Raw genomic sequence first — 22,567 nt, forward strand, 5'->3', positions numbered from 1 at the left:
TACTATCTGATTAATTAAAAACAGGGATATTAATTATTAAAAACAACATTTGAAAGCGTTTTTCTTAAGATTTCTATATTTCTTTGATATATATTTGCCTTTTAAAACCTCGTTTAGTCATGAAAGAATGTATTTCTGTTTTCGATATGTTAAAAATTGGTGTTGGTCCATCCAGTTCACACACTCTAGGACCTTGGCGTGCTGCCGAACGTTTTTTGGCTGAACTTCGGGACGAAAATTTATTACATCAAATTAACAGAGTCAAAGTCGACTTATACGGCTCGCTTTCCCTTACCGGAAAAGGACATGCCACAGACTTAGCCGTTATGCTGGGTTTAAGCGGTCAGGATCCTGAATACATTCCGGTGGAAAACATTGCAGGAATCATAAAAACTATCGAAGATAAAAACGAAATTCTATTAGCCAACGAATTTGCAATTCCTTTCTATTTTCTACAAGATATTGCCTTCAATAGAGAATTCCTGCCTTTTCATGCTAATGGATTGACTTTTACCGCTTATTTAACTAATGACACCGAATATTCTTCTACATTTTACTCTATCGGTGGCGGATTTGTAGTCAAAGAAGAACGAGAAAATGCTAAAAAGAATCTCGAGATAGAATGTTCTTTTCCTTTTCCAATTGACAAAGCGGCTGAGCTTTTGACTTATTGCAAAACTGAAAACAAAAAAATATCGGAAATCGTTTATGAAAACGAGAAATCCATGCGTACTGAAGAAGTGATTAATCACGAACTCATTCGTATCTGGAATATCATGCTCGAATGCATGTATATTGGTTGTCATTCTGAAGGAATTCTTCCCGGAGGATTGAATGTGCGCCGAAGAGCATTCGACATGCACCAAAACCTCATTGGTTTATCCAATTATAATTCCCCTCAAAGTTGGCTGGAGCAAATTCGACTCACCGAAGTGAAATTTCGTCAAATCCTGAAATGGGTAAGCTGTTTTGCCTTGGCAGTAAATGAAGTCAATGCAGCCTTAGGAAGAATTGTTACCGCTCCTACAAACGGAAGTGCGGGCGTAATTCCTGCCGTTTTGATGTATTATTTGGTGATCGAAAACCATCAAGCCGGAGAAAAAGAAATCAAACAGTTCTTATTGGTCGCAGGAGAAATAGGCAGTATTTTCAAAAAAGGTTCCACTATATCAGCCGCAATGGGCGGTTGCCAGGCCGAAATTGGGGTTTCCTCTTCTATGGCCGCCGCAGCCTTATGTGAACTAATGGGCGGAACTCCCGAACAAGTTTTAATGGCTGCCGAAATTGCGATGGAGCATCACTTGGGATTGACCTGCGACCCTATTGGCGGTTTGGTTCAAATTCCTTGCATCGAGCGCAATACTATGGGCGCCATAAAAGCCATTAATGCCGCCGAATTGGCCTTAGAAACCGACCCAAAAAATGCCAAAGTTCCCTTAGACAAAGTAGTCGATACCATGTGGCAAACCGCCAAAGACATGAATAATAAATACAAAGAAACTTCAGAAGGAGGACTGGCAATTGCCGTAAACCTCGCCGATTGTTAAAACAAAGCAGCGTTTGTCATCGCTAATAACAGTGTTAAGCTCTGAAAAACAACTTCAATTTAAAGAAAGGGATTCCGCAAAAGTCGAATCCCTTTTTTTGTTGCATCCAAATTTGTTTTATTACTTTTACAACTCCTAAAAAAAGAACAGAATGTCTGTAGCAAAAAAAGATTACAAAAGAATTACCACTAAGTCGCTAATCGAGATGAAAGCCCATGGCGAGAAAATCTCCATGCTCACGGCTTATGATTATACAATGGCCAAAATTGTGGATACTGCCGGTATCGATGTTATCCTTGTTGGGGATTCGGCCTCTAATGTTATGGCAGGTCATGAAACGACTTTACCCATCACCTTAGACCAAATGATTTACCATGCTTCCTCTGTAGTTCGAGCAATCGAAAGAGCTTTGGTGGTGGTTGATTTACCTTTTGGTAGTTACCAATCAGATCCTAAAGAAGCTTTGCGTTCTTCGATCAGAATCATGAAAGAAAGTGGCGGACATGCCGTAAAACTGGAAGGTGGAAAAGAAATTAAGGAATCCATCAAAAAGATATTAAACGCCGGAATTCCCGTTATGGGACATTTGGGTTTAACGCCTCAATCCATCTATAAATTTGGAACTTATACCGTTCGTGCCAAAGAAGAAGAAGAAGCCGATAAATTGATTGAAGATGCCAAACTACTGGAAAGACTCGGTTGTTTTGCACTAGTTTTAGAAAAAATTCCTGCTGATTTAGCCGAAAAAGTAGCCAAAAGCATTTCGATTCCGGTAATTGGAATTGGAGCCGGTGGCGGCGTTGACGGTCAAGTCCTTGTCATTCACGATATGTTGGGAATGAACAATGAATTTAGCCCACGCTTTTTGCGTCGCTATATGAACTTGTACGAAGGAATGACAGCCGCAATTGGCCAATACGTTGCCGATGTGAAATCCTCCGATTTTCCTAATGTAAATGAGCAATATTAAGCCCCTAACCCCAAAGGGGAATTATTATGAAAATAGTATCTAACAAAAACAACCTCCAAATCCTTCATGAAGACAATCACATTATTGTGGTGAACAAACGTGTTGGCGATATCGTGCAAGGCGATAAAACGGGAGACAAACCGCTGAGTGAGGTAGTCAAAGAATACATAAAAGATAAATACAACAAACCGGGCGAAGTTTTTCTTGGCGTTGTCCACAGATTAGATAGGCCCACCACGGGAATTGTTGTTTTTGCAAGAACCTCAAAAGCCTTAACCCGATTAAACGAATTATTCAAAAATAGGGAAACGCAAAAAACCTATTGGGCAATTGTAAAAAACAAACCCTCCAAATCTGAAGATAATCTGATTCATTTTTTGAAAAGAAATGAGAAGAACAATACTTCCAAAGCGCATCTTAAAGAAGTTCCTGACAGTAAATTAGCAAGTCTGGATTATAAGATCATCAAGGAACTCAATAATTATTTCGCCTTAAAAATCAATCTGCATACCGGGCGTCATCATCAAATCAGGGCGCAACTTTCGGCCATTGGTTCCCCGATAAAAGGAGATCTTAAATATGGTTTTGACCGAAGCAATCCCGACGGTGGAATCCATCTGCATGCGCGAAAACTGGTTTTTATCCATCCTGTTTCAAAAGAAAATATCGAAATCATAGCCCCCGTTCCTGATGATGCTATTTGGAATGCTATTTAAAAAATATTAAATCAAAAACTAACTAATCCCTATTATCTATTCCATTTTATGAAAAAAGCTTTACCCCTTTTCATTTCTTTATTTTCAATTTCAATGGCTGCCCAAGATCATTTCTCAGGCATAAAAAACTCAAACGGCGTTGGAATACTTAGCGCTACTGTAAATCCAGCCGAGCTATCTAATTTGAGTTCAAAATACGATGTTAATGTTTTTTCGTTAAGCATTAACGCTTCTAATAATAAAGTGGGATTCAACGATATTATCAACTCCGATAATATAGAAGACCTTATTTTTCAAGGAGACAAACCAGTAAATATGCGTATCGATGCCGAAATCTACGGTCCGGGTTTTGCGATGAGATTGAATAAATGGGCCTTTGGAATCAGTACAAAAGCCTACGCTAAATTAAACTTGGTTGACATTGACCCAACATTGGGAAAATCAATAAACGATGGAACATTAGGCTCGGTGATTGGAACCTCTTTAATAAGTAATAATTACAACCAACGATTGAACGGTACTTCTTGGGGAGAACTTGGTCTTTCTGTTTCTCGAAATTTATTCGAAAATGAAACCCATAAATTTAATGCCGGTGCCACATTAAAATTATTGTTCCCTGGTTCTTACACTAATTTTGGTGCCGATAAATTCCAAGGAAAAATAGACAATGTTCTCAATGAAGCCTATCTGAATGATACTAATGCTTCCTTAAACATTGCTTACTCCGGAAATTTAACCGGTAGTTTTACTGATTTTGGAGATTATTCCAAATCTCTTTTTGGAAATATGAACGGACTTGCAGCTGACTTTGGTGTAAACTACCAATTGAAAGACAAAGACAGTTACAGACTTAATGCTGGTTTAGCCGTTAAAAATATAGGTGGAATGACGTTTAAAGACTCCGGTAATTCCTCGACAAATTATGCTCTGAATATTCCTACGGGAACAGTTATCAATCCTGGACTTAACCTGAATGATTTTCAAAATGTAGAAAGTCTTCAAGATGCGGAAACTCTTTTATTGAATAGTGGTTATTTAACTAAAAACGAATCGAAATCAGAAATTAAAGTAAAACTGCCAACTGTATTTTCGGCCTACGTAGATTTAAAAATAGTTCCTACATTTTTTGTTTCATTGTATACGCAACAAAAATTGAACAGTGATGCAGCAAACGACCAAATTACAACGCAAAATGTTATATCGTTGACTCCTCGATTTTCCCTGAAAAACTTCGAACTTTACTCTCCATGGGCCAAAAATGAAATTTCTGGAACAACAGGTGGATTTGGATTTAGAGTTTATGGTTTCTACCTTGGATCAAGTTCTATTGTAACGGCTTTGGCCAGCGATACAAAACAAGCCGATGTTTATTTAGGCTACCGATTGAGATTGAGATAAACCTTTAAAAACAAAAAACATGAATTATAGATCCGACTTAAAATACCGAAAAGAAACTTTAATAAAGCTTCTGAACCAGATTATAATTCATGAAAATGATATTGTTAAAGCTTTGTACGATGATTTCAAAAAACCGGCTTTTGAAGCCGTTTTGACTGAGACGAATTACGTAATCAGCGAACTAAAAGATACCATCAAGAACTTGAATAAATGGGCAAAACCAAAAAAAGTTTTGCCCTCTATTCTCAATTTTCCTTCAAAAGATTTCATTTACAAAGAACCTTACGGAAAAGTACTGATTATTGCACCTTGGAATTATCCGTTTCAACTGGCGCTTTGTCCTTTAATATCTGCTGTTGCCGCAGGAAACCAAGTGGTGCTAAAACCCTCGGAACTCACTCCTAAAACTGCTGCAATAATTGCCCAAATTATAGAAGAAACTTTCCATATAAACCATGTTGAAGTGATTCAAGGTGACGCAGAAATATCCCAGAAATTGCTTTCACAACGTTGGGATTATATTTTCTTTACCGGAAGTGTGACCGTGGGGAAAATAGTTGCCAAAGCCGCTGCCGAACATCTGACACCTGTTACCTTAGAACTTGGAGGAAAAAATCCCTGTATCATTGATGAAACTGCCAATTTAAAACTGGCCGCCAAACGAATTGTTTGGGGTAAATTTATAAATGCAGGACAAACCTGTATCGCTCCCGATTATATCTTGATTCAAAAAGACATGAAAGCAAAATTCATAGACTATTTGAAAGAAGAAATAAAATTGGCTTACGGCCAAAATCCTGAAGAATCTCCAGACTTTGCCCGAATTATCAATCTTAAAAATTGGGAACGATTAGTTCGCCAAATTGAGCCCGAGAAAGTCCTTTTTGGAGGAAAAACAGATGCTGAAGAACTTTACATTGCTCCAACGCTGATCGATGAACCCAAACTGGATAGTTTGATCATGAAGGACGAAATCTTTGGCCCATTATTGCCAATAATCAGCTATGAAAGTGAAACTGATATCAAGAATACTATTTCCAAATATGAAAAACCGTTATCATTGTACGTTTTTTCAGAAAACAAAACATTTACCGATAAAATGATTCAAAACTATTCCTTCGGCGGTGGTTGTATCAACGATACTGTAATTCATTTTTCGAATAAAAGACTGCCTTTTGGAGGTGTAGGTCATAGCGGAATAGGTGCTTATCACGGTCGTTTAAGCTTTGATATTTTTTCTCATCAAAAAGGAATTGTCAAAAAAGCAAACTGGCTCGATTTACCGATGCGATATGCCCCATATAAGGACAAATTAAAACTCATAAGAAGAATATTGAAATGGCTGTAACTAAGTTCATTGTAAATACATTAATTTTAAAATAAAAATTCAAACAATAACATTTTACCACTTTATAAATGAAACCAATAGCAAACCGAATTGAAGAAATAAAAAGAAATGGATATCAACTAGATTTTGATGCCGTGATAAATAGAGCATTTGAAAACTATAAAAAAATTGCGCTTTATGCCGGTTTAATGTTATTTGTTTTCTTTGTATTCTTTGGCTTGATAGCGGTGACTACTCTAATTTCTTTTTTTGGAATTGATCATTTAAATCCAGAAAATATCCAACAGTACAGTCCTGAAAATTTAACTGGAGTTCCTTTATTGATTTATATTGGAGTCAATATGCTGCTTTCTATTTTATTGGCACCCTTTCTTGCTGGTTTCTATAAAATGGCCGATTGTGCTAAAAAAGATATCGAATTTCATGTTTCAACTATGTTTGAATACTACAAATCTCCCTACCTTATAGAAATAGGTATCGCAACATTTGTCCTGTTATTATTTAATACCGGCTTATCAATGTTATTTGAAACAAACGGTTATGTCTTTATTGGAGCTATTATCGGAGCTTTGATTTCCTTTTTTAGCTTTTTGACCGTACCACTTATTGTTTTTGGAAAATTAGGAGCTATTACTGCAATTAAATCTAGTTTTATAATTGTTTCCAAAAAACCTTTGGCTCTTCTGGCGTTAGTAATTATTGCACTTATTGGTGCCTTAGTAGGTTTTATTGGATGCTGTATTGGTATCTTTTTCACGATTCCTTTTCTTTATTCTATGTACTATACGGCTTATAATGAAATTATTGGACAAGAATCAGATTCAGAATTAATGCTTTAAAAATCTTTATTAAAAATAATTTAAAAAAGTAGTTACTCCTTTTTTTTACTAAGAAAAAACAACTAAAGTCTTAATATATTAAATTAAGGCTTTTTTTATATAAAAAAAAGCCTTAATTTTCTAATGTTTTTAACAAAGCTTTAATTTCCAAATCAGCCCTTTTTAACCTAAGCATTTTTTTATGCAATTAAGCGATGCCTTTCTATTGCCTTTAGATACAATTTTGAATGATTTTAGTCTCGATGGTCCCATTTTAATTACTAAATCCTATCAATTAATTGATGAATTTTCAATTAATGAGAATCTTTTTAGCTCAATAATCCCCTTTGTTTATTTTTTTATTTTTCTCTTAGTTATAAAATTTTACAAAGTTAAATATGCCTTAAACAATAAGTTTGTAGAAAATCATTTAGATGAAAAATTAAAGAACAAAGAATGTCAGCTTTATTTTTTATTGATTGGAGTTGTCATCTTAGTTCTAGAAGCTACTTTTGAAATTTTTAAAGTTAGACCAAAAAGCTTACTTCTAAACAATTCCATTATTGCCATCGTTTTAATCTCTCTCTATTTTATCAGCAGAAAATCTTCCTTTGTTTTTGATAATATCCAAAAAATATTTCGCTTTATTTTCCTGATTTTTTTTGCTTATGTATCTCGAAATCTAGTCATCTACCCTACAGACGGAATACCTATTGTTGCTTTTCTGCTATTTATTTTCTTTTCCTATAATATTTTTAAACCCATCAAACTATATTGGACTTTTATTACAGGAGTTTATATTTATTTGATTCTCATTTCGTTATTTCAATCGGTTTCTATTAATACGATCATAATCATATTCAATTATTCTTTAATTATTTTGGGTATTAATTATATCAGGCACATGACCCGAACGGATATTAAGGATAAATTTATTTTTAACAATCAGATCATTCATGAAGGGAATTCACTGGTGATGGCTACAAATAAAAATTGGGACATTATTTTTTGCAGTGAAACCATAAAACCCATTCTAGGTTATTCTGTTGAAGAAGTATTAGGATCAAGCTATTGGAAATTGACCGAAGATTCTAAATCCCAAGACAATGAACGCGTTCAAAATCTCCAAGAGCATAATATATCCACTAAGAAACTTAAATGTAAAAACGGAGAATATAAATTCATACAATGGAATTATAAAAAATTTTCAGCTGATTTAATTTTAGGGATTGGACAAGATGTAACCAATGAAATTCACATTCACAATCAATATAAAAATTTAATTCAAACCGCAACTGATTTTATTTATGAAACCGATTGTCAAGGCAATATCACATTTGTCAATGACTTCATCATAAAAACCTTGGGTTATAAAAAAAAGGAGCTTTTAACTAAACATTTTTCCTTTTTCATAAAAAAGAGTTATGTAAACAAAGTACTTCCCTTATATAATAATTTTCAAGGAATTGATTTTGAGTATCCGATGGTTGAAGTTCCAATATTGAAAAAGAACCGTGAAACGATATGGATTTCTCAAAAAGTAATGATTCGCAGAAACGATTCGGGAAAAATAATCGGTTATTCAGGGATTGCCAGAGACATTACTTACATAAAAAACTCCGAAAAAGAAAAAACAGAACGGCAGCTAAAAAACATAAAATACACCAAGGCTTTAAAAGGTTTCACAGAAAAAAGCTATTCTCATGATGAAACTTTAGAAACCAAGTTGAAAACTATTATACAAATTTCTACAAAAGCTATTGATGTTGATCAGGTAAGTTATTGGGAATATTCGCCTGAAAAAATTTATTGTCAGCAATTATATAATTCGAAAAAGAAAGAATTTGAAAAAGGCCATGAACTAACCCAAAAAGAATATCCAGACTACTTTATTACCCTTGAAAATAAAACTCAAATAGTAACCACAGACATCCATACAAATAAGAGTTCACAAAAATTATATTCGCAAAAATTCTACAATGACTATATCGTCAAGAACAAAATATGCTCCATTTTAGAAAACCCAATACTTATTAATGGAGAATTAAAAGGCATCATTTGTTTTGAAGTTATTGATAAAATAAAACATTGGGACAATGAGGATATTAATTTCTCCAGATCCGTTTCTGATATCATATCGATGACTATAATCACCAATATGAGATACGAAACAGAGAAAAAACTAAAATACAAAAGTGAGCTTTTATCTGCGATGGCACTGTGTACTGAAAAATTCTTGAACTCTAAAGACATAGACGCCATTCTCTCAGATGTGTTAATCATCATGGGAAAGGCCACTAAATCCAAACGGGTTTATTATTATCAAAAAGAAATCGATGAAAAACTCATCAGTCAAAAATACAGATGGTTTTATGACGAGGAAACATTAACAGAGAAAAATCCAACGCTTCAAAACATACCCTATGCCTATTTTGAAGAACTCCTACATCCTCTACTAAATAATGAAATCTACAAAGCCAGCGTATCTGAAATAGAGAATAAATCATTACAAAAAAAACTGGCAGACCTACAGGTCAAATCACTCATACTTTTCCCTGTTTTTGTCAAAAAACAATTTCACGGATTTCTAGGTTTTGATGATTCAACAGAACAGAGAAATTGGTCCGAAGATGAAATCAATATTTTACAAACTTTAGCTCGCAATATAGCTTCCTCAATTGAGCGAATTGAAAATGAAACAGCTATTTATGAGAGCGAAGAAAAATTTAGATTGCTGGCTAATAATATTCCTGGCACAGTCTATCTAGCCAGATATGATGCTGATGCCAGTAAAATCTATATCAACGACGAAATTGAAAAACTAACCGGTTATCCTAAGTCTCATTTTCTTTCCAATAAATTGAGGTTTATGGACTTGATTGTTCCTGATGATAGAAATAACACAATTATTGAACAAATTGAAGCCATAGAAAAGGGCAAACCCATCCATTCCATATATCGAATCAAACGAAAAAACAAAGAAATTGCCTGGGTGGAAGAATTTGGAGAAGTAATCTATAAAAACGATGAAATTACCTATATAGAAGGGATTTACATCGATATTACAAAAAGAAAACAAACTGAAAATGCTATAAAAGAAAAAGAATTTGCCGAAGCGGCCAATAAAGCCAAATCAGAATTTTTGGCCAATATGAGTCATGAAATTAGAACTCCACTAAACGGAATCATCGGGTTTACGGATTTATTGATGAAAACCAAGCTTGAAGAAATTCAGAAAAAGCACATGATGACAGTAAATCAATCGGCCCAATCGCTTTTAGAAATACTAAATGACATCCTGGATTTCTCTAAAATTGAAGCCGGAAAACTAGATTTGAACATCGAAAAGCATGAAATCAAGGAAATCGTTAATCAATCCATGGATCTGGTGTTATTTGCTTCTATCCAAAAAAATCTGGATTTAGAAATAAATATAAGCCCCGAAGTTCCCGTTTATGTTTGGGCCGATATTGTTCGATTAAAACAAATTCTAATCAACCTTTTGACCAATGCCATCAAATTTACCGAAAAAGGTTCTGTTAAACTGAATGTATCGATTTTAAAAAGAGTTGATAATTCCCAAGCAACTATTCGATTTGCCGTAATTGATTCCGGTATTGGTATCCTTGAAGAAAACCAAACAAAAATATTCAAAGCTTTTTCTCAGGAAGACAACTCCACCACCCGAAAATATGGAGGAACCGGACTAGGACTTACTATTTCAAACCAATTGTTAGCTTTAATGGACAGTCATTTACAACTGAAAAGTACCATCCATCAAGGAAGTACTTTTTATTTTGATCTAGACTTAAAAATCAGCAATCAAATTGCTGAAGATACTGCCCAAATAAGTGCTCCAATACTTTATGATACCGTTAAAATCAAAGAAGAACTAATTTCAAAACAACTCAAAATAATGCTTGTTGAGGATAACAAAATCAATATGCTATTGTTAAAAACAATCATTAAAAACCTATTTTCAGAAGCTACTATTTCAGAAATTCAGAATGGAAAGGATGCTGTTACCCAATTTGAAAATGTCCTGCCTGATATTATTTTTATGGACATACAAATGCCTATAATGAATGGTTATGAAGCCACTACAGCAATACGAAATATAGCATCCGGTCAAAAAATCCCTATTATAGCCATAACTGCCGGTGTCGAAAAAGAAGAAAAAAACAAATGTCTTGAAGCTGGGATGAACGATTACATTTCAAAACCAATTAAAAAAGGAATCATTGAAGAAATCATTAACAAATGGATCAACTGATTACAAAAGTAGATCCTTTACTTCAAATTATTTTTTACTTTAGTACAACAGAAAAAAAATAAAATACTATGAAATGGCAAGGCAGAAGAAAAAGTGAAAATTTAGACGATAGAAGAGGAATGTCCTCGGGAGGAAAAACCATTGTTGGTGGAGGAATTATAGGAATCATTATTTTGCTGTTAAATATATTTGGCGGAGAAAATGCCCAAATGCTCACCCCAGTTTTAGAACAGATGAATCAAGGGCAAAGTACTCCTACTGAGCAAAGAGATCTTACAGCTAAAGAACTTGAGGAACAAGATTTTATAAATGCACTATTAGTTGACAATGAAGATGCTTGGACTAAGATATTCCAAGAGAATAATTTAATCTATAAAAAACCTAAACTTGTTTTATTTGAAGGTGCGGTAGAAACGGCTTGCGGAAATGCCACTTCAGATTCTGGCCCTTTTTATTGTCCCGGTGATCAAAAAGTGTACATGGACTTAGCATTCTTTGAAGAGCTAAAAACACGATTTGGTGCCCAAGGAGGTGATTTTGCCACTGCCTATGTAATTGCACACGAAATTGGTCATCATGTTCAAACCTTACTAGGAACTTCTGATAAAATGAGGCAGCTTCAACAAGGAAAAACGAAGGCTGAGGCCAATAAATTATCTGTAGCATTAGAGTTACAGGCAGATTTCTATGCCGGAATTTGGACTCATTACAACCAACAAATGAATAACATTCTTGAAGAAGGTGACATAGACGAAGCTTTAAGTGCGGCACAAGCAGTAGGCGATGATGCCATTCAAGCTAAGATACAAGGTCATATTGTTCCGGAATCCTTTACTCACGGAACATCCGCACAGCGAAAATATTGGTTTATGAAAGGATATAAAACCGGGGATATAACTCAAGGAAACACTTTTGCCGAAATTAATTAATCTATTGGATATAAAGTTTAACCACATAGAAACATAAAAAAAAGCTTGAATAGCCCAATTTTTGGGCTCATCTAGCTATGATTTTCTATAATAAAGTGAAACGCCTTTGGAAAATTATAAAATCTATGCTTTTATGTGGTTAAAAAATTACATAAATTGAAGTACAGCCAACGGCTAAAATACTGCTATTTTCTAACAGTCAAAACCAAGTATACTCCTATATTGAAACAATATCAAGCAATCAAAACCAGATCGGGAAAATTAGCTGTACCTTTGCACCACTTAAAGAAGTAAACTAAATAATTGGGTTTGCTTCATAAACACCATTTATGTCATTTAACTCATTAGGTTTATCTGATGCTTTATTAAAAGCCATCAGCAAAAAAGGGTATTCTACTCCTTCTCCAATACAACAAAAAGCAATTCCACCCATTTTAGAAGGCAAAGATGTATTAGCATCTGCACAAACAGGAACAGGAAAAACAGCTGGTTTTACGTTACCCATATTGCAATTATTATCACAAGGACAACACCTAAGACAAAGACCCATTCGTGCCTTGATCTTAACTCCAACACGAGAATTAGCTGCTCAGATATTGGCCAATATCAAAGAATACAGTGAATTTTTAGATTTACGCTCTGCCGTGATTTTTGGAGGTGTAAATCAAAATCCACAAGTGAGTCAATTGCGTCAAGGTGTCGATATTTTAGTTGCCACTCCCGGTCGATTAATCGATTTGCAAAATCAAGGCTTGGTATCACTATCAAAAGTAGAAATTTTGGTTTTAGATGAAGCAGACCGCATGCTCGACATGGGTTTTTTACGTGATATCGAACGTATCCTGAAAGTATTACCTTCTAAAAGGCAAAACTTATTGTTCTCGGCAACTTTTTCCAAAGACATCAAGAAATTGGCCATGGGCATTTTGCACAAACCCGTTCAGGTAGAAGCAACGCCAGAAAACACAACAGTTGATGCTATTATTCAAAAAATATATCCTGTTGCCAAAGAGAAAAAAACAGAACTAATCATTAAACTGATTACGGAAGGCAACTGGAAACAAATTTTGGTTTTTACCCGTACCAAACAAGGCGCCAACAAACTGACTGAAAGCATGATTAGCGCCGGAATTAAGGCCGCTGCCATTCACGGAAATAAAGGGCAAGGCGCCAGAACCAAAGCCCTAGCCGGTTTTAAAGACGGAAGCCTAACCGCTTTGGTCGCTACAGATATTGCCGCCCGAGGTTTAGATATCCCATTATTGCCGCATGTTGTTAATTTTGAATTGCCTAATATTCCCGAAGATTACGTGCACCGCATAGGCAGAACGGGAAGAGCCGGAGCAAGCGGAGAAGCCATTTCTTTATTTAGCCCTGACGAAACCGTTTTTTTACGCGACATCGAAAAATTAGTTGGTTTGAAATTACCCAAAGAGAATATAAAAGGTTTCGAACCCGATCCAAACGCTTCCAAAGAACCTATCAAACAAGGGCAAGGCAGACCGCAGCGCAATTCGACTCCTAAAAAACCAAAAACAGATACTACAAACCGTAGCAGCAACAACAGTTTTGGTCCAAGACGTACTAATACAAATAATGACAGACGTTCTAATAGATAATTAATTTTTAATCTTTTTAGGAGCAGCATATTTTCGTTTTTATAGATGTTTTGTCTGACTATACACTACAAACCTTGTGAGGGCTAAACGCCAACCTCACAAGGTTTTTCGTTTAAAACGGGGCTATTTAGAGCGTTTTATTTTCAAACTACCCTTTTTTGAATTTACAAAACACAGGTAATTTGTAAGAAAAATTTAATATATTTGATATAAATAGTATGATTATGATTATTATCATACCTATCTAGCCTAAATTGGGTGACTTTGTATGATTTTGTCATATATATTTACTAGTTGGCAGGCATTTTACCGCAGAAATGAAAAATATGAAGAAAAAAATACCTTTACAAATTTTAAAAACATTAGAACCTTTTTTAAAAAAAGAATCTACAATTTTTGAAATCATTCCTCAAGATCAATATTTAATTAAGTTTGTCGGTAAAGACAAAAATTCCGATTTTCATTTTATAATCGAAGACTTTAAAAACCAACCTGCATTTTCTGTTTTAGTAAATCGTAAACCTCACAGTGATTTAGCGACGAAAATTGATAGAAAATGGGTTAATGTAAATCTTTTAGAAAAAGAGTTTCAAAGTTGGGTAAATATCTTGGAAGAGTACGACAATATAAAATCAATATTTGATGACAATATTGTAGAAGCATTTGCAAATGAATATTATACTGAATTTGAAATTATTGATGAAGATGCCGAAATAAATCCATTAAAGGTCAAGCAAATTCTATTATTAGATGAACATTTAGAAAAAATTCAAAATAATATTGAAAAATACAAGACCGAAAAGAATGAAGCTGAAATTGACAATATTATAAATGAAGTAATTGAATTAAGAGAAAACTTAACCAAAAAATCAAAAAAATGGGTAATTAAAAAATTATCCGTGGTTTGGGGAAAAATATCTAAACAAGGACCAATTTTAATAAAGGAGTTTTTATCCGAAGGAAGTAAATACTTAATAAAAGAAAGTGTGAAATTTATAGCCGAAAAAGGGATAGACTTATTGCCTTAAATAAAAAAACCCGCTCCGCAAAGTCTCTGACTTTGAGGATGCGTAATAAGGTCTCCGACCTTTATCACCACTTATCAAAAGCACTAATCGATTGTGGTTTCAAAACATCAATTACTGGATTATCAACTTTTGTAATTGCTATAATTCCACTATCTTCGACATAATTAGAAGCACTGGAATATATATAATGAGAAGCTTTGGCCACTATTCCTGCTCGAACAGGATTCAAATGTATATAATCCAATTTAGACCAAAAGAACTTTTCTGAAAAAATTTCTTCAGGATGACTCCCATATTGCCAGAACTGATATTTTTTATTTCGACTGTGACTTTTACAAGCAAATTCAAAACGTTTCAGCATCCAATCGGCTCTACTTTCCGGCTCAGTTTCTATTTTACTCAAAATAGTCTTTGCCGTAAACTTCTTGAAATCCCGAATCAAGTCAGATAATGTATTGTTTTCTGATTGAATAATCAAATGAATGTGATTGGACATAATTACAAATCCATACAAAATCATTCCTTTGTTTTTAATGCAAAAATCCAAGCTCTCAATAATACAATCTTTATAGATTTTTCTAGAGAAAACATCAACCCAGTCTACAACCGTCGCGGTTATAAAATGCGGTTTAGATTGGTCTCGAATTATAAATCCTTCTTTATCTTTCATTTTCTCTTTTTAGGGTCAGTCATAGACTGAAAATCACTACCTCAAAGTCGGAGACTTTGCGGAGCATAATCTATACAACTGAAATCTATTTTAACACTCGCTCCGCAAAGTCTCCGACTTTGAGGATGCGTTCGTCAGTCTGTGACTGACATAAAAATCAAACAATCTAAAATAAAATAGGTTGAAAACTGAGAGTCACTACCGCAAAGTCGGAGACTTTGCGGAGCATAATCTATACAACTGCAATCTATTTTAACCCAACCAGCCATCACGATCCAAACTTCTATACTGAATCGCTTCAGCAATGTGGCTCGAAACCACTTTTGGAGCCGCATCCAAATCAGCGATAGTCCTGGCTACTTTCAAAATTCGATCATAAGCCCTAGCCGAAAGATTTAGTCGCTCCATAGCTGTTTTTAATAATTCTTTAGAACTTTCATCAAGAGCGCAAAATTCCCGAATATGTTTGGTATTCATTTGGGCATTATAATGTATATTTTCCATTTGTTCAAATCGTACCGATTGCACTTCTCGCGCTGCCGTAACCCTTTTTCGGATATCCACACTGCTCTCTGCTTTTCTGTCTTCGGATAATTTTTCGAAAGGAACAGGCGTCACTTCGATGTGAATATCAATTCTATCCAATAAAGGTCCCGAAATTTTACTCAAATAGCGTTGCATTTCGTGGGGTGAAGAGGTTTGGGGCGAATCAGGGTCGTTAAAAAAACCACTCGGACTCGGGTTCATACTGGCCACCAACATAAACGACGACGGATAAGTGACGGTAAATTTGGCTCTGGAAATCGTCACTTCCCTATCTTCAAGCGGTTGACGCATCACTTCGAGAACATCCCGCTTAAATTCAGGCAATTCATCCAAAAATAAAACGCCGTTATGCGCCATTGAAATTTCACCCGGTTGCGGATAACTTCCTCCACCGACAAGAGCTACGTTAGAAATTGTATGATGTGGACTGCGAAAAGGACGTTGGTTCATTAAACCTACTTCTTTGAGTTTTCCGGCCACACTATGAATTTTAGTAGTTTCCAGCGCTTCCCTCAAAGTCATGGGCGGTAAAATACTGGGCAAACGCTTGGCAAGCATCGTCTTTCCGGCTCCCGGCGGGCCAATCAGAATTATGTTGTGTCCTCCGGCAGCGGCAATTTCCATACAACGTTTGATACTCTCCTGCCCTTTCACATCTGAAAAATCAAATTCTGCAAAGTCTAAGTCTTTATAAAATTCGGCTCGTGTATCTATAGTTGTCGGTTCCAGCGTTCCTTTTCCTTCCAAGAAATCAATCACTTCCTGAACATTTTCGACTCCATACACATCTAATCCAGCAACAATTGCGGCTTCTTTTACATTTTGTTTTGGAAGAAAAAAACCTTTAAAACCTTCCTCTTTAGCTTTTATGGCAATAGGTAAGGCGCCACGAATGGGCTGCAAACTTCCATCGAGTGAAAGTTCTCCCATAATGATATACTTGTCAAACTCATGGCAAACTATCTGTCCTGAAGCGACCAAAATACCAATCGCCAAAGTCAAATCATAAGCTGATCCTTCTTTGCGCAAATCGGCGGGAGCCATATTAATCGTAATTTTTTTGCCGGGCATATTGTACCCATTGTTTTTTAGCGCTGCGGCAATTCTATAACTGCTTTCCTTGATTGCATTATCGGGAAGACCAACTAAATGGTAACCGATTCCTTTATCAATATTTACTTCAACTGTAATTGTTGTAGCCTCTACACCAAAAACGGCACTTCCAAAAACTTTTACTAGCATAGCAGATATTTTTCTTAAAAATAATGAAAATTCGCACGCCAACTATACTATTTTATTCGTTTTCTAAAAACAATCACCCAAAATATAAATCCAAAGTCCATCTAGGCTAATAAACAGTACAACAACACTTTAAAAAATAATATTTGAATTTAATTTTTAAGCTCATTTTTAAATTTTAGGCATTCTGTCACTCCTCAGAAAGAGATCAAAAACCACTTTTATTATCTTTTAAGATATAATTTCTTATATTTGCCGATATTTATTTGTTTTTTGGGCTTAAACGCTGATTTATTATCAATAATTCACTCAAGCCATTCTACGATTTCTTCTTACTGAAATCATCCTGAAAAATCAATCTTTTTGCAGTACGCTGCATTCTTTTGCCTTTTGGAAAAATTCCATATACAGGCTTTAAAATAATCTAAAAATTAAACCAAATGCACATAATTGTTGATGCAAACTTTGTTGTTTATATGCAGGCTATCTAAGGAGTTGAATAAAATTAGCCGAAGATTTGGATGCCACTATTTACAGAATAAGCATTTCATTACTTTTATTCGTTACCCTATCACTTTATCATACTAACAAAAAAGAAAAACAAAATGGAATTCAAAATAATTAATGCAACCTCAGCAGAAGACAAAATATACACGAATCAAATCATTGCTCAATTTCTATATACACATTTAGAAGAATATGGTGATAAAATGGAAGACATTCTAAAATGCATCGCTTATGTAATGAATCCTGACAAAGGAGGAAACATTGTGGTAGGTTTAGACGACAATAAAATGGTAGGCGTTGTGATTTTGAACAATACCGGAATGAAGGATTTTATTCCTGAAAACATTTTGGTTTATATCGCCGTTGACAACAGCCAACGTGGCAAAGGATACGGAAAGCAATTGATGCAAAAAGCCATCTCTATTGCCGAAGGAAATATTGCACTTCATGTGGAGCCGGACAATCCTGCCAAAAAATTATACGAAAAACTCGGATTTACGAACAAATACCTAGAAATGCGTCTCATCAAATAGTGCAACAGAGACAATTTTTAATCTAAAATGTAGTGTCTTTTATGCAAGGACAAAAAGCTAGCATACAAAAAATCCCGAGCTTTCGGGAAAGGGTTAAGAAGCTCTAAAAAACGGTTTCTTTTCTCGAAAAAAAACAGAATAATATGGCCTTTATAAAATTATACAGAAAAAAATTAGAAGAGAATTATCAATTTTTAGATAGCATATTCAAATCCAGAAATATAAAATGGGGCGTAGTTTCTAAACTGTTGTGTGGAAACAAAATTTACCTAAAAGAAATTATGGCCTTGGGTGTAAGTGAAATTCATGACTCGCGCGTTAGTAACTTAAAAAAAATTAAATCCCTAGATCCTGATATACAAACCGTATACATAAAACCGCCGGCTAAACGCAGTATCGAAAGCATTGTTCGCTATGCCGATGTCAGTTTTAATACTGAAATTTATACGATTCAACTACTGTCCAATGAAGCTGCTAAACAAAATAAAACCCACAAGATTATCATCATGATCGAGATGGGAGATTTACGTGAGGGAGTGATGGGCGAAGAATTAATCGAATTTTACGGGGCGATCTTAAAAATGCCCAACATAGAAATTTTAGGAATTGGCACCAACCTAAATTGTCTTAGCGGAGTCATGCCTACCCAAGACAAGTTAATCCAATTGAGCTTATACAAACAACTGATAGAAGCTAAATTTAACATTGAAATCCCGCTGGTTTCTGGCGGAACATCAGTGGCAATACCGTTGATTCTAAAAAATGCTCGTCCTATGGCGGTAAATCATTTTAGGATTGGTGAAGCCTTATTCTTTGGCAAAGATCTCTTTACCGGTGAAACCATAGAAGGCATGCACAATGATGTCTTTAAACTGTACACAGAAATTATTGAAATCACCGAAAAACCAGACATTCCAACAGGAGAACTGGGAGAAAGCGGCGTAGGAAACACCTATGTAATGGACGAAAATGAAGATCTGGGAGGAACTTCCTTGAGAGCCATTCTTGACATTGGACTGCTAGACATGCAACCACAATATATAGAACCAGAAGACGATGATATTACCATTATTGACGCCAGTTCAGATATGCTGGTAATTGACATTTCTAATTCTAAGAAAAACTATAAAATAGGCGATTTAGTCTCTTTCAAAATACGCTATATGGGAGCACTCTATCTTTTAAGCTCTGATTATATCGAAAAAACCATTGGTTAACAAAACACTTAGCCTTGTCAAAAAAAAGGAAGATATCATTGAACTATCTTCCTTTTTTGTACCTACCTACTATTAAATACCTTCAAAAAAAGACAAAAGTGAGGTTTTTTCTATATTTCTTCGCATAATTAAGAATTGATTTTTTACTTTTAGAGAAAATTAACCTTAACCCTATGAAAAGATTTTTTTCCCTCCTTTTTTTATTAATTTTTATCCCAAAAATTGATGCACAGGAATACTTTCCCAATAATGAAAGTGTCCAAAACAAGAACAATAATTACACTGCATTTACAAATGCCAAAATTTTTGTCACTCCAACTCAAGTTATCGACAAAGGAACTTTACTGATTCAAAACGGAAAAGTAATAAGTGCGGGCAAAGCTGTAACACTTCCTAAAAATACGATTGTAGTAAATCTTGAAGGAAAATCAATTTACCCCTCTTTTATCGATATGTACACCACTTTTGGGATCGAAAAGCCTAAAAGAGGCGAAGGAAATCGCCAAAACCCTTTATACGATACTAAGAAAGAAGGATACTATTGGAACGAGCATATCAAACCCGAAACGGATGCTTTCCAAAACTTTCAATACGATAATACCAAAGCCGAAGAACTTTTGAAAGCTGGTTTTGGTATAGTAGGAACCCATGTTGCCGATGGAATTGCACAAGGAAGCGGTATTTTGATTGCTTTAAACAATGAAGACAACAGCAAAAGACTTTTGGCTAATAAAATAACAAATCACTTCAGCTTTACCAAAAGCGCCACCACAAACCAAGCCTACCCAAGTTCCTTAATGGGAATGATTGCTTTATTGCGCCAAATGTACTTTGATTTAGATTGGTACAAAAATGGAAATGCAACCACAACGGACTTATCATTGGAAGCCATGATAAACAATCAGAAATTGGTTCAGATTTTTGCCACCGAAGACAAATTAAACAGCCTTAGAGCCGCTAAGATTGCTAAAGAATTTGGATTGAATTACATCCTTAAGGGAGCTGGAAATGAATTTGAAAGAATTGAGGAAATAAAAAAAACGAATGCTTCTTATATTATCCCAATCAATTTTCCGGAAGCCTTTGACGTAAGCAATCCCTATCTGGCAAGCCAATTGGATTTTGCCGATTTGCGTTTATGGAATCAGTCTCCAACGAACTTAAAAGTGTTATCAGATAACGGAATCACATTTGCTTTAACTACTGATAAGCTTAAAAAAATGGATGATTTCAGAACTAATCTTTTAAAAGCAATCCAATATGGTTTTGACAAGACCAAAGCCTTAGAAGCCCTAACAACTATTCCTGCCTCTTTATTGGGGAAAAGTAACGAAATAGGTTCCTTGAAAAACGGAAGCTTGGCTAATTTCTTAATTACATCTGGTGAGATTTTTGACAAAAAAACAACTATTTATGAAAACTGGGTTGGAGGTAGCAAGTACGTTATCAAAGACATCGCGGCAAAAGACATTCGTGGAAGTTATGATTTAACCGTTGACAATACTCCTTATAAATTAATCATCAAAGGGGAAATTACAGCTCCAGAATCTGAAATCAAAACATTAGATTCAACTAAGGTAAACTCAAAAATTAGCCTTGCTAACAATTGGATTTCTTTAATTGTAAAAAGCAAAGACTCTGTGAAAACTAATTTCAACAGACTTAGCGGCTATATTGAAAACTCGCCAAATCTGACCGGCAAAGTAATATTCTTTGATGGAAAAGAGTCGAATTGGTCTGCGGTAAAAACAGCCGCTTTCGAAAACGAAAAACCAAAAGACAAAGGCAAAGATGAATCAAAAAATAATACTATAATTCCGGTTAGCTATCCTAATATCGCTTTTGGAAATGCTGAAAAACCAAAACAAGAAACCTTATTATTCAAGAATGCGACAGTTTGGACCAATGAAAAAGAAGGCATTTTAACCGAAACTGATGTTCTGGTAAAAAATGGTAAAATTGCCGCTATTGGTAATAATCTTAATGATGCCGCAGCAACAGTTATTGATGCCAAAGGAAAACACCTAACAAGTGGTATCATTGACGAGCATTCTCATATCGCCATTTCAAATGGTGTAAATGAAGGCGGACATAATTCCAGCGCAGAGGTTACGATAGAAGACGTTGTTAACTCTGATGATATTAATATCTATAGAGAATTAGCCGGTGGTGTGACCACTTCACAATTACTTCACGGTTCAGCAAACCCTATTGGAGGGAGATCAGCAATCGTAAAATGGAAATGGGGAGCAGCTCCAGAGGAAATGCTATATAAAGACCAACCTAAATTCATCAAATTTGCTTTGGGAGAAAATGTAAAACAAGCCAATTGGGGAATTAACAACCCTACCCGTTTCCCACAAACAAGAATGGGTGTAGAACAAGTTTTTACTGATTATTTTCAACGCGCCAAAGAATATGAAGCCACTTGGAAAAAATACAATGCAGCTTCAAAGAAAAACAAAGGCAAAATGCCAAGAACAGACATCGAATTACAAACCATAACCGAAATTTTAAATCAGGAGCGATTTATAAGCTGTCACTCTTATGTGCAATCCGAAATTTTGATGTTAATGCAGGTAGCCGAAAAATTCAATTTTAGAGTCAACACCTTTACACACATCCTGGAAGGATATAAAGTTGCCGATAAAATGAAAGAACACGGTGTGGGTGCCTCTACTTTTTCTGATTGGTGGGCTTATAAATTTGAAGTAAATGATGCAATCCCTTATAATGGCCCAATAATGCACAATGCGGGCGTAGTAGTGGCATACAACTCTGATGATGCCGAAATGTCTCGAAGACTAAATCAAGAAGCCGCAAAAGCCGTAAAATACGGAAACATTTCTGAAGAAGAAGCTTGGAAATTTGTGACTTTAAATCCTGCAAAACTATTACATATTGACAATAAAGTAGGAAGTATCAAAGTAGGTAAAGATGCTGATATCGTATTGTGGAGCACTAATCCCCTATCAATTTATGCTCAAGCCGAAAAAACAGTTATTGAAGGTACTGTTTACTATGATGCCAAAAAAGACGAAGCAAAAAGAGTAGCTATTGATAAAGAGAGAAACGAAATTATAGGTCAGATGCTAGAGGAAAAAAACAAAGGAATGAATACTCAAGAACCTAAAAAACGAATTAAAGTTGAATACCATTGTGACACTTTGGAAGACTAAAAAGAGCGATTCATTAATTGAAAAAAAATA

At 35.0% G+C, this 22,567-nt stretch carries 15 protein-coding genes; 13 read left to right on the forward strand and 2 right to left on the reverse strand.

Annotation, left to right across the window (positions count from 1 at the left end):
- The first annotated feature begins 119 nt into the window (after positions 1-119).
- From LNP19_RS14040 to LNP19_RS14085, 10 genes are all read left to right on the forward strand, one after another.
- Positions 120-1,547 (forward strand): L-serine ammonia-lyase, encoded by a 1,428-nt coding sequence (locus LNP19_RS14040; RefSeq protein WP_230062521.1) that lies wholly within the window; start codon positions 120-122, stop codon positions 1,545-1,547.
- 151 nt (positions 1,548-1,698) lie between these two features.
- Positions 1,699-2,517: a 3-methyl-2-oxobutanoate hydroxymethyltransferase gene (panB, locus tag LNP19_RS14045; protein WP_230062522.1), complete on the forward strand. Its 819-nt coding sequence runs from the start codon at positions 1,699-1,701 to the stop codon at positions 2,515-2,517.
- 26 nt (positions 2,518-2,543) lie between these two features.
- On the forward strand, positions 2,544-3,233 hold the full coding sequence (locus LNP19_RS14050) for an RluA family pseudouridine synthase (RefSeq protein ID WP_230062523.1): 690 nt from the start codon (positions 2,544-2,546) through the stop codon (positions 3,231-3,233).
- A 48-nt stretch (positions 3,234-3,281) separates the two neighbouring features.
- On the forward strand, positions 3,282-4,631 hold the full coding sequence (locus LNP19_RS14055) for a DUF5723 family protein (RefSeq protein WP_230062524.1): 1,350 nt from the start codon (positions 3,282-3,284) through the stop codon (positions 4,629-4,631).
- A gap of 19 nt (positions 4,632-4,650) precedes the next feature.
- Positions 4,651-5,979, forward strand: coding sequence for an aldehyde dehydrogenase (locus LNP19_RS14060; RefSeq protein ID WP_230062525.1), 1,329 nt, complete (start codon positions 4,651-4,653; stop codon positions 5,977-5,979).
- Positions 5,980-6,047: 68 nt separating this feature from the next.
- A complete protein-coding gene (locus tag LNP19_RS14065) occupies positions 6,048-6,818 on the forward strand; it encodes a DUF2189 domain-containing protein (RefSeq protein WP_230062526.1) in 771 nt (256 codons plus the stop codon).
- Between the two features lie 181 nt (positions 6,819-6,999).
- Entirely contained in the window at positions 7,000-11,070 is a 4,071-nt protein-coding gene (locus LNP19_RS14070; RefSeq protein ID WP_230062527.1) for a PAS domain S-box protein, read from the forward strand.
- 68 nt (positions 11,071-11,138) lie between these two features.
- Positions 11,139-11,999 carry a KPN_02809 family neutral zinc metallopeptidase gene (gene ypfJ, locus LNP19_RS14075; RefSeq protein ID WP_230062528.1) on the forward strand — a complete coding sequence of 287 codons (861 nt, stop codon included), beginning with the start codon at positions 11,139-11,141 and terminating at the stop codon, positions 11,997-11,999.
- A gap of 329 nt (positions 12,000-12,328) precedes the next feature.
- Positions 12,329-13,618, forward strand: a complete 1,290-nt coding sequence (locus LNP19_RS14080) for a DEAD/DEAH box helicase (protein WP_230062529.1) — start codon at positions 12,329-12,331, stop codon at positions 13,616-13,618.
- Between the two features lie 326 nt (positions 13,619-13,944).
- Positions 13,945-14,646, forward strand: a complete 702-nt coding sequence (locus LNP19_RS14085) for a hypothetical protein (protein WP_230062530.1) — start codon at positions 13,945-13,947, stop codon at positions 14,644-14,646.
- A 64-nt stretch (positions 14,647-14,710) separates the two neighbouring features.
- On the opposite strand, the gene LNP19_RS14090 is transcribed toward LNP19_RS14085, so the two are convergent.
- Complete coding sequence (locus tag LNP19_RS14090; protein WP_230062531.1) at positions 14,711-15,316, reverse strand: REP-associated tyrosine transposase; 606 nt, start codon at positions 15,314-15,316, stop codon at positions 14,711-14,713.
- Between the two features lie 252 nt (positions 15,317-15,568).
- Positions 15,569-17,104, reverse strand: a complete 1,536-nt coding sequence (locus LNP19_RS14095; RefSeq protein WP_230062532.1) for a YifB family Mg chelatase-like AAA ATPase — start codon at positions 17,102-17,104, stop codon at positions 15,569-15,571.
- A gap of 602 nt (positions 17,105-17,706) precedes the next feature.
- On the opposite strand from LNP19_RS14095, the gene LNP19_RS14100 reads away from it, so the two are divergent.
- From LNP19_RS14100 to LNP19_RS14110, 3 genes are all read left to right on the forward strand, one after another.
- Positions 17,707-18,141, forward strand: a complete 435-nt coding sequence (locus LNP19_RS14100) for a GNAT family N-acetyltransferase (RefSeq protein ID WP_230062533.1) — start codon at positions 17,707-17,709, stop codon at positions 18,139-18,141.
- A 143-nt stretch (positions 18,142-18,284) separates the two neighbouring features.
- On the forward strand, positions 18,285-19,358 hold the full coding sequence (locus tag LNP19_RS14105; RefSeq protein ID WP_230062534.1) for an alanine/ornithine racemase family PLP-dependent enzyme: 1,074 nt from the start codon (positions 18,285-18,287) through the stop codon (positions 19,356-19,358).
- Positions 19,359-19,531: 173 nt separating this feature from the next.
- Complete coding sequence (locus LNP19_RS14110; RefSeq protein WP_230062535.1) at positions 19,532-22,537, forward strand: amidohydrolase family protein; 3,006 nt, start codon at positions 19,532-19,534, stop codon at positions 22,535-22,537.
- Positions 22,538-22,567 lie beyond the last annotated feature (30 nt).

The sequence above is a fragment of the Flavobacterium acetivorans genome (genome assembly GCF_020911885.1).
Lineage (GTDB): Bacteria > Bacteroidota > Bacteroidia > Flavobacteriales > Flavobacteriaceae > Flavobacterium > Flavobacterium acetivorans.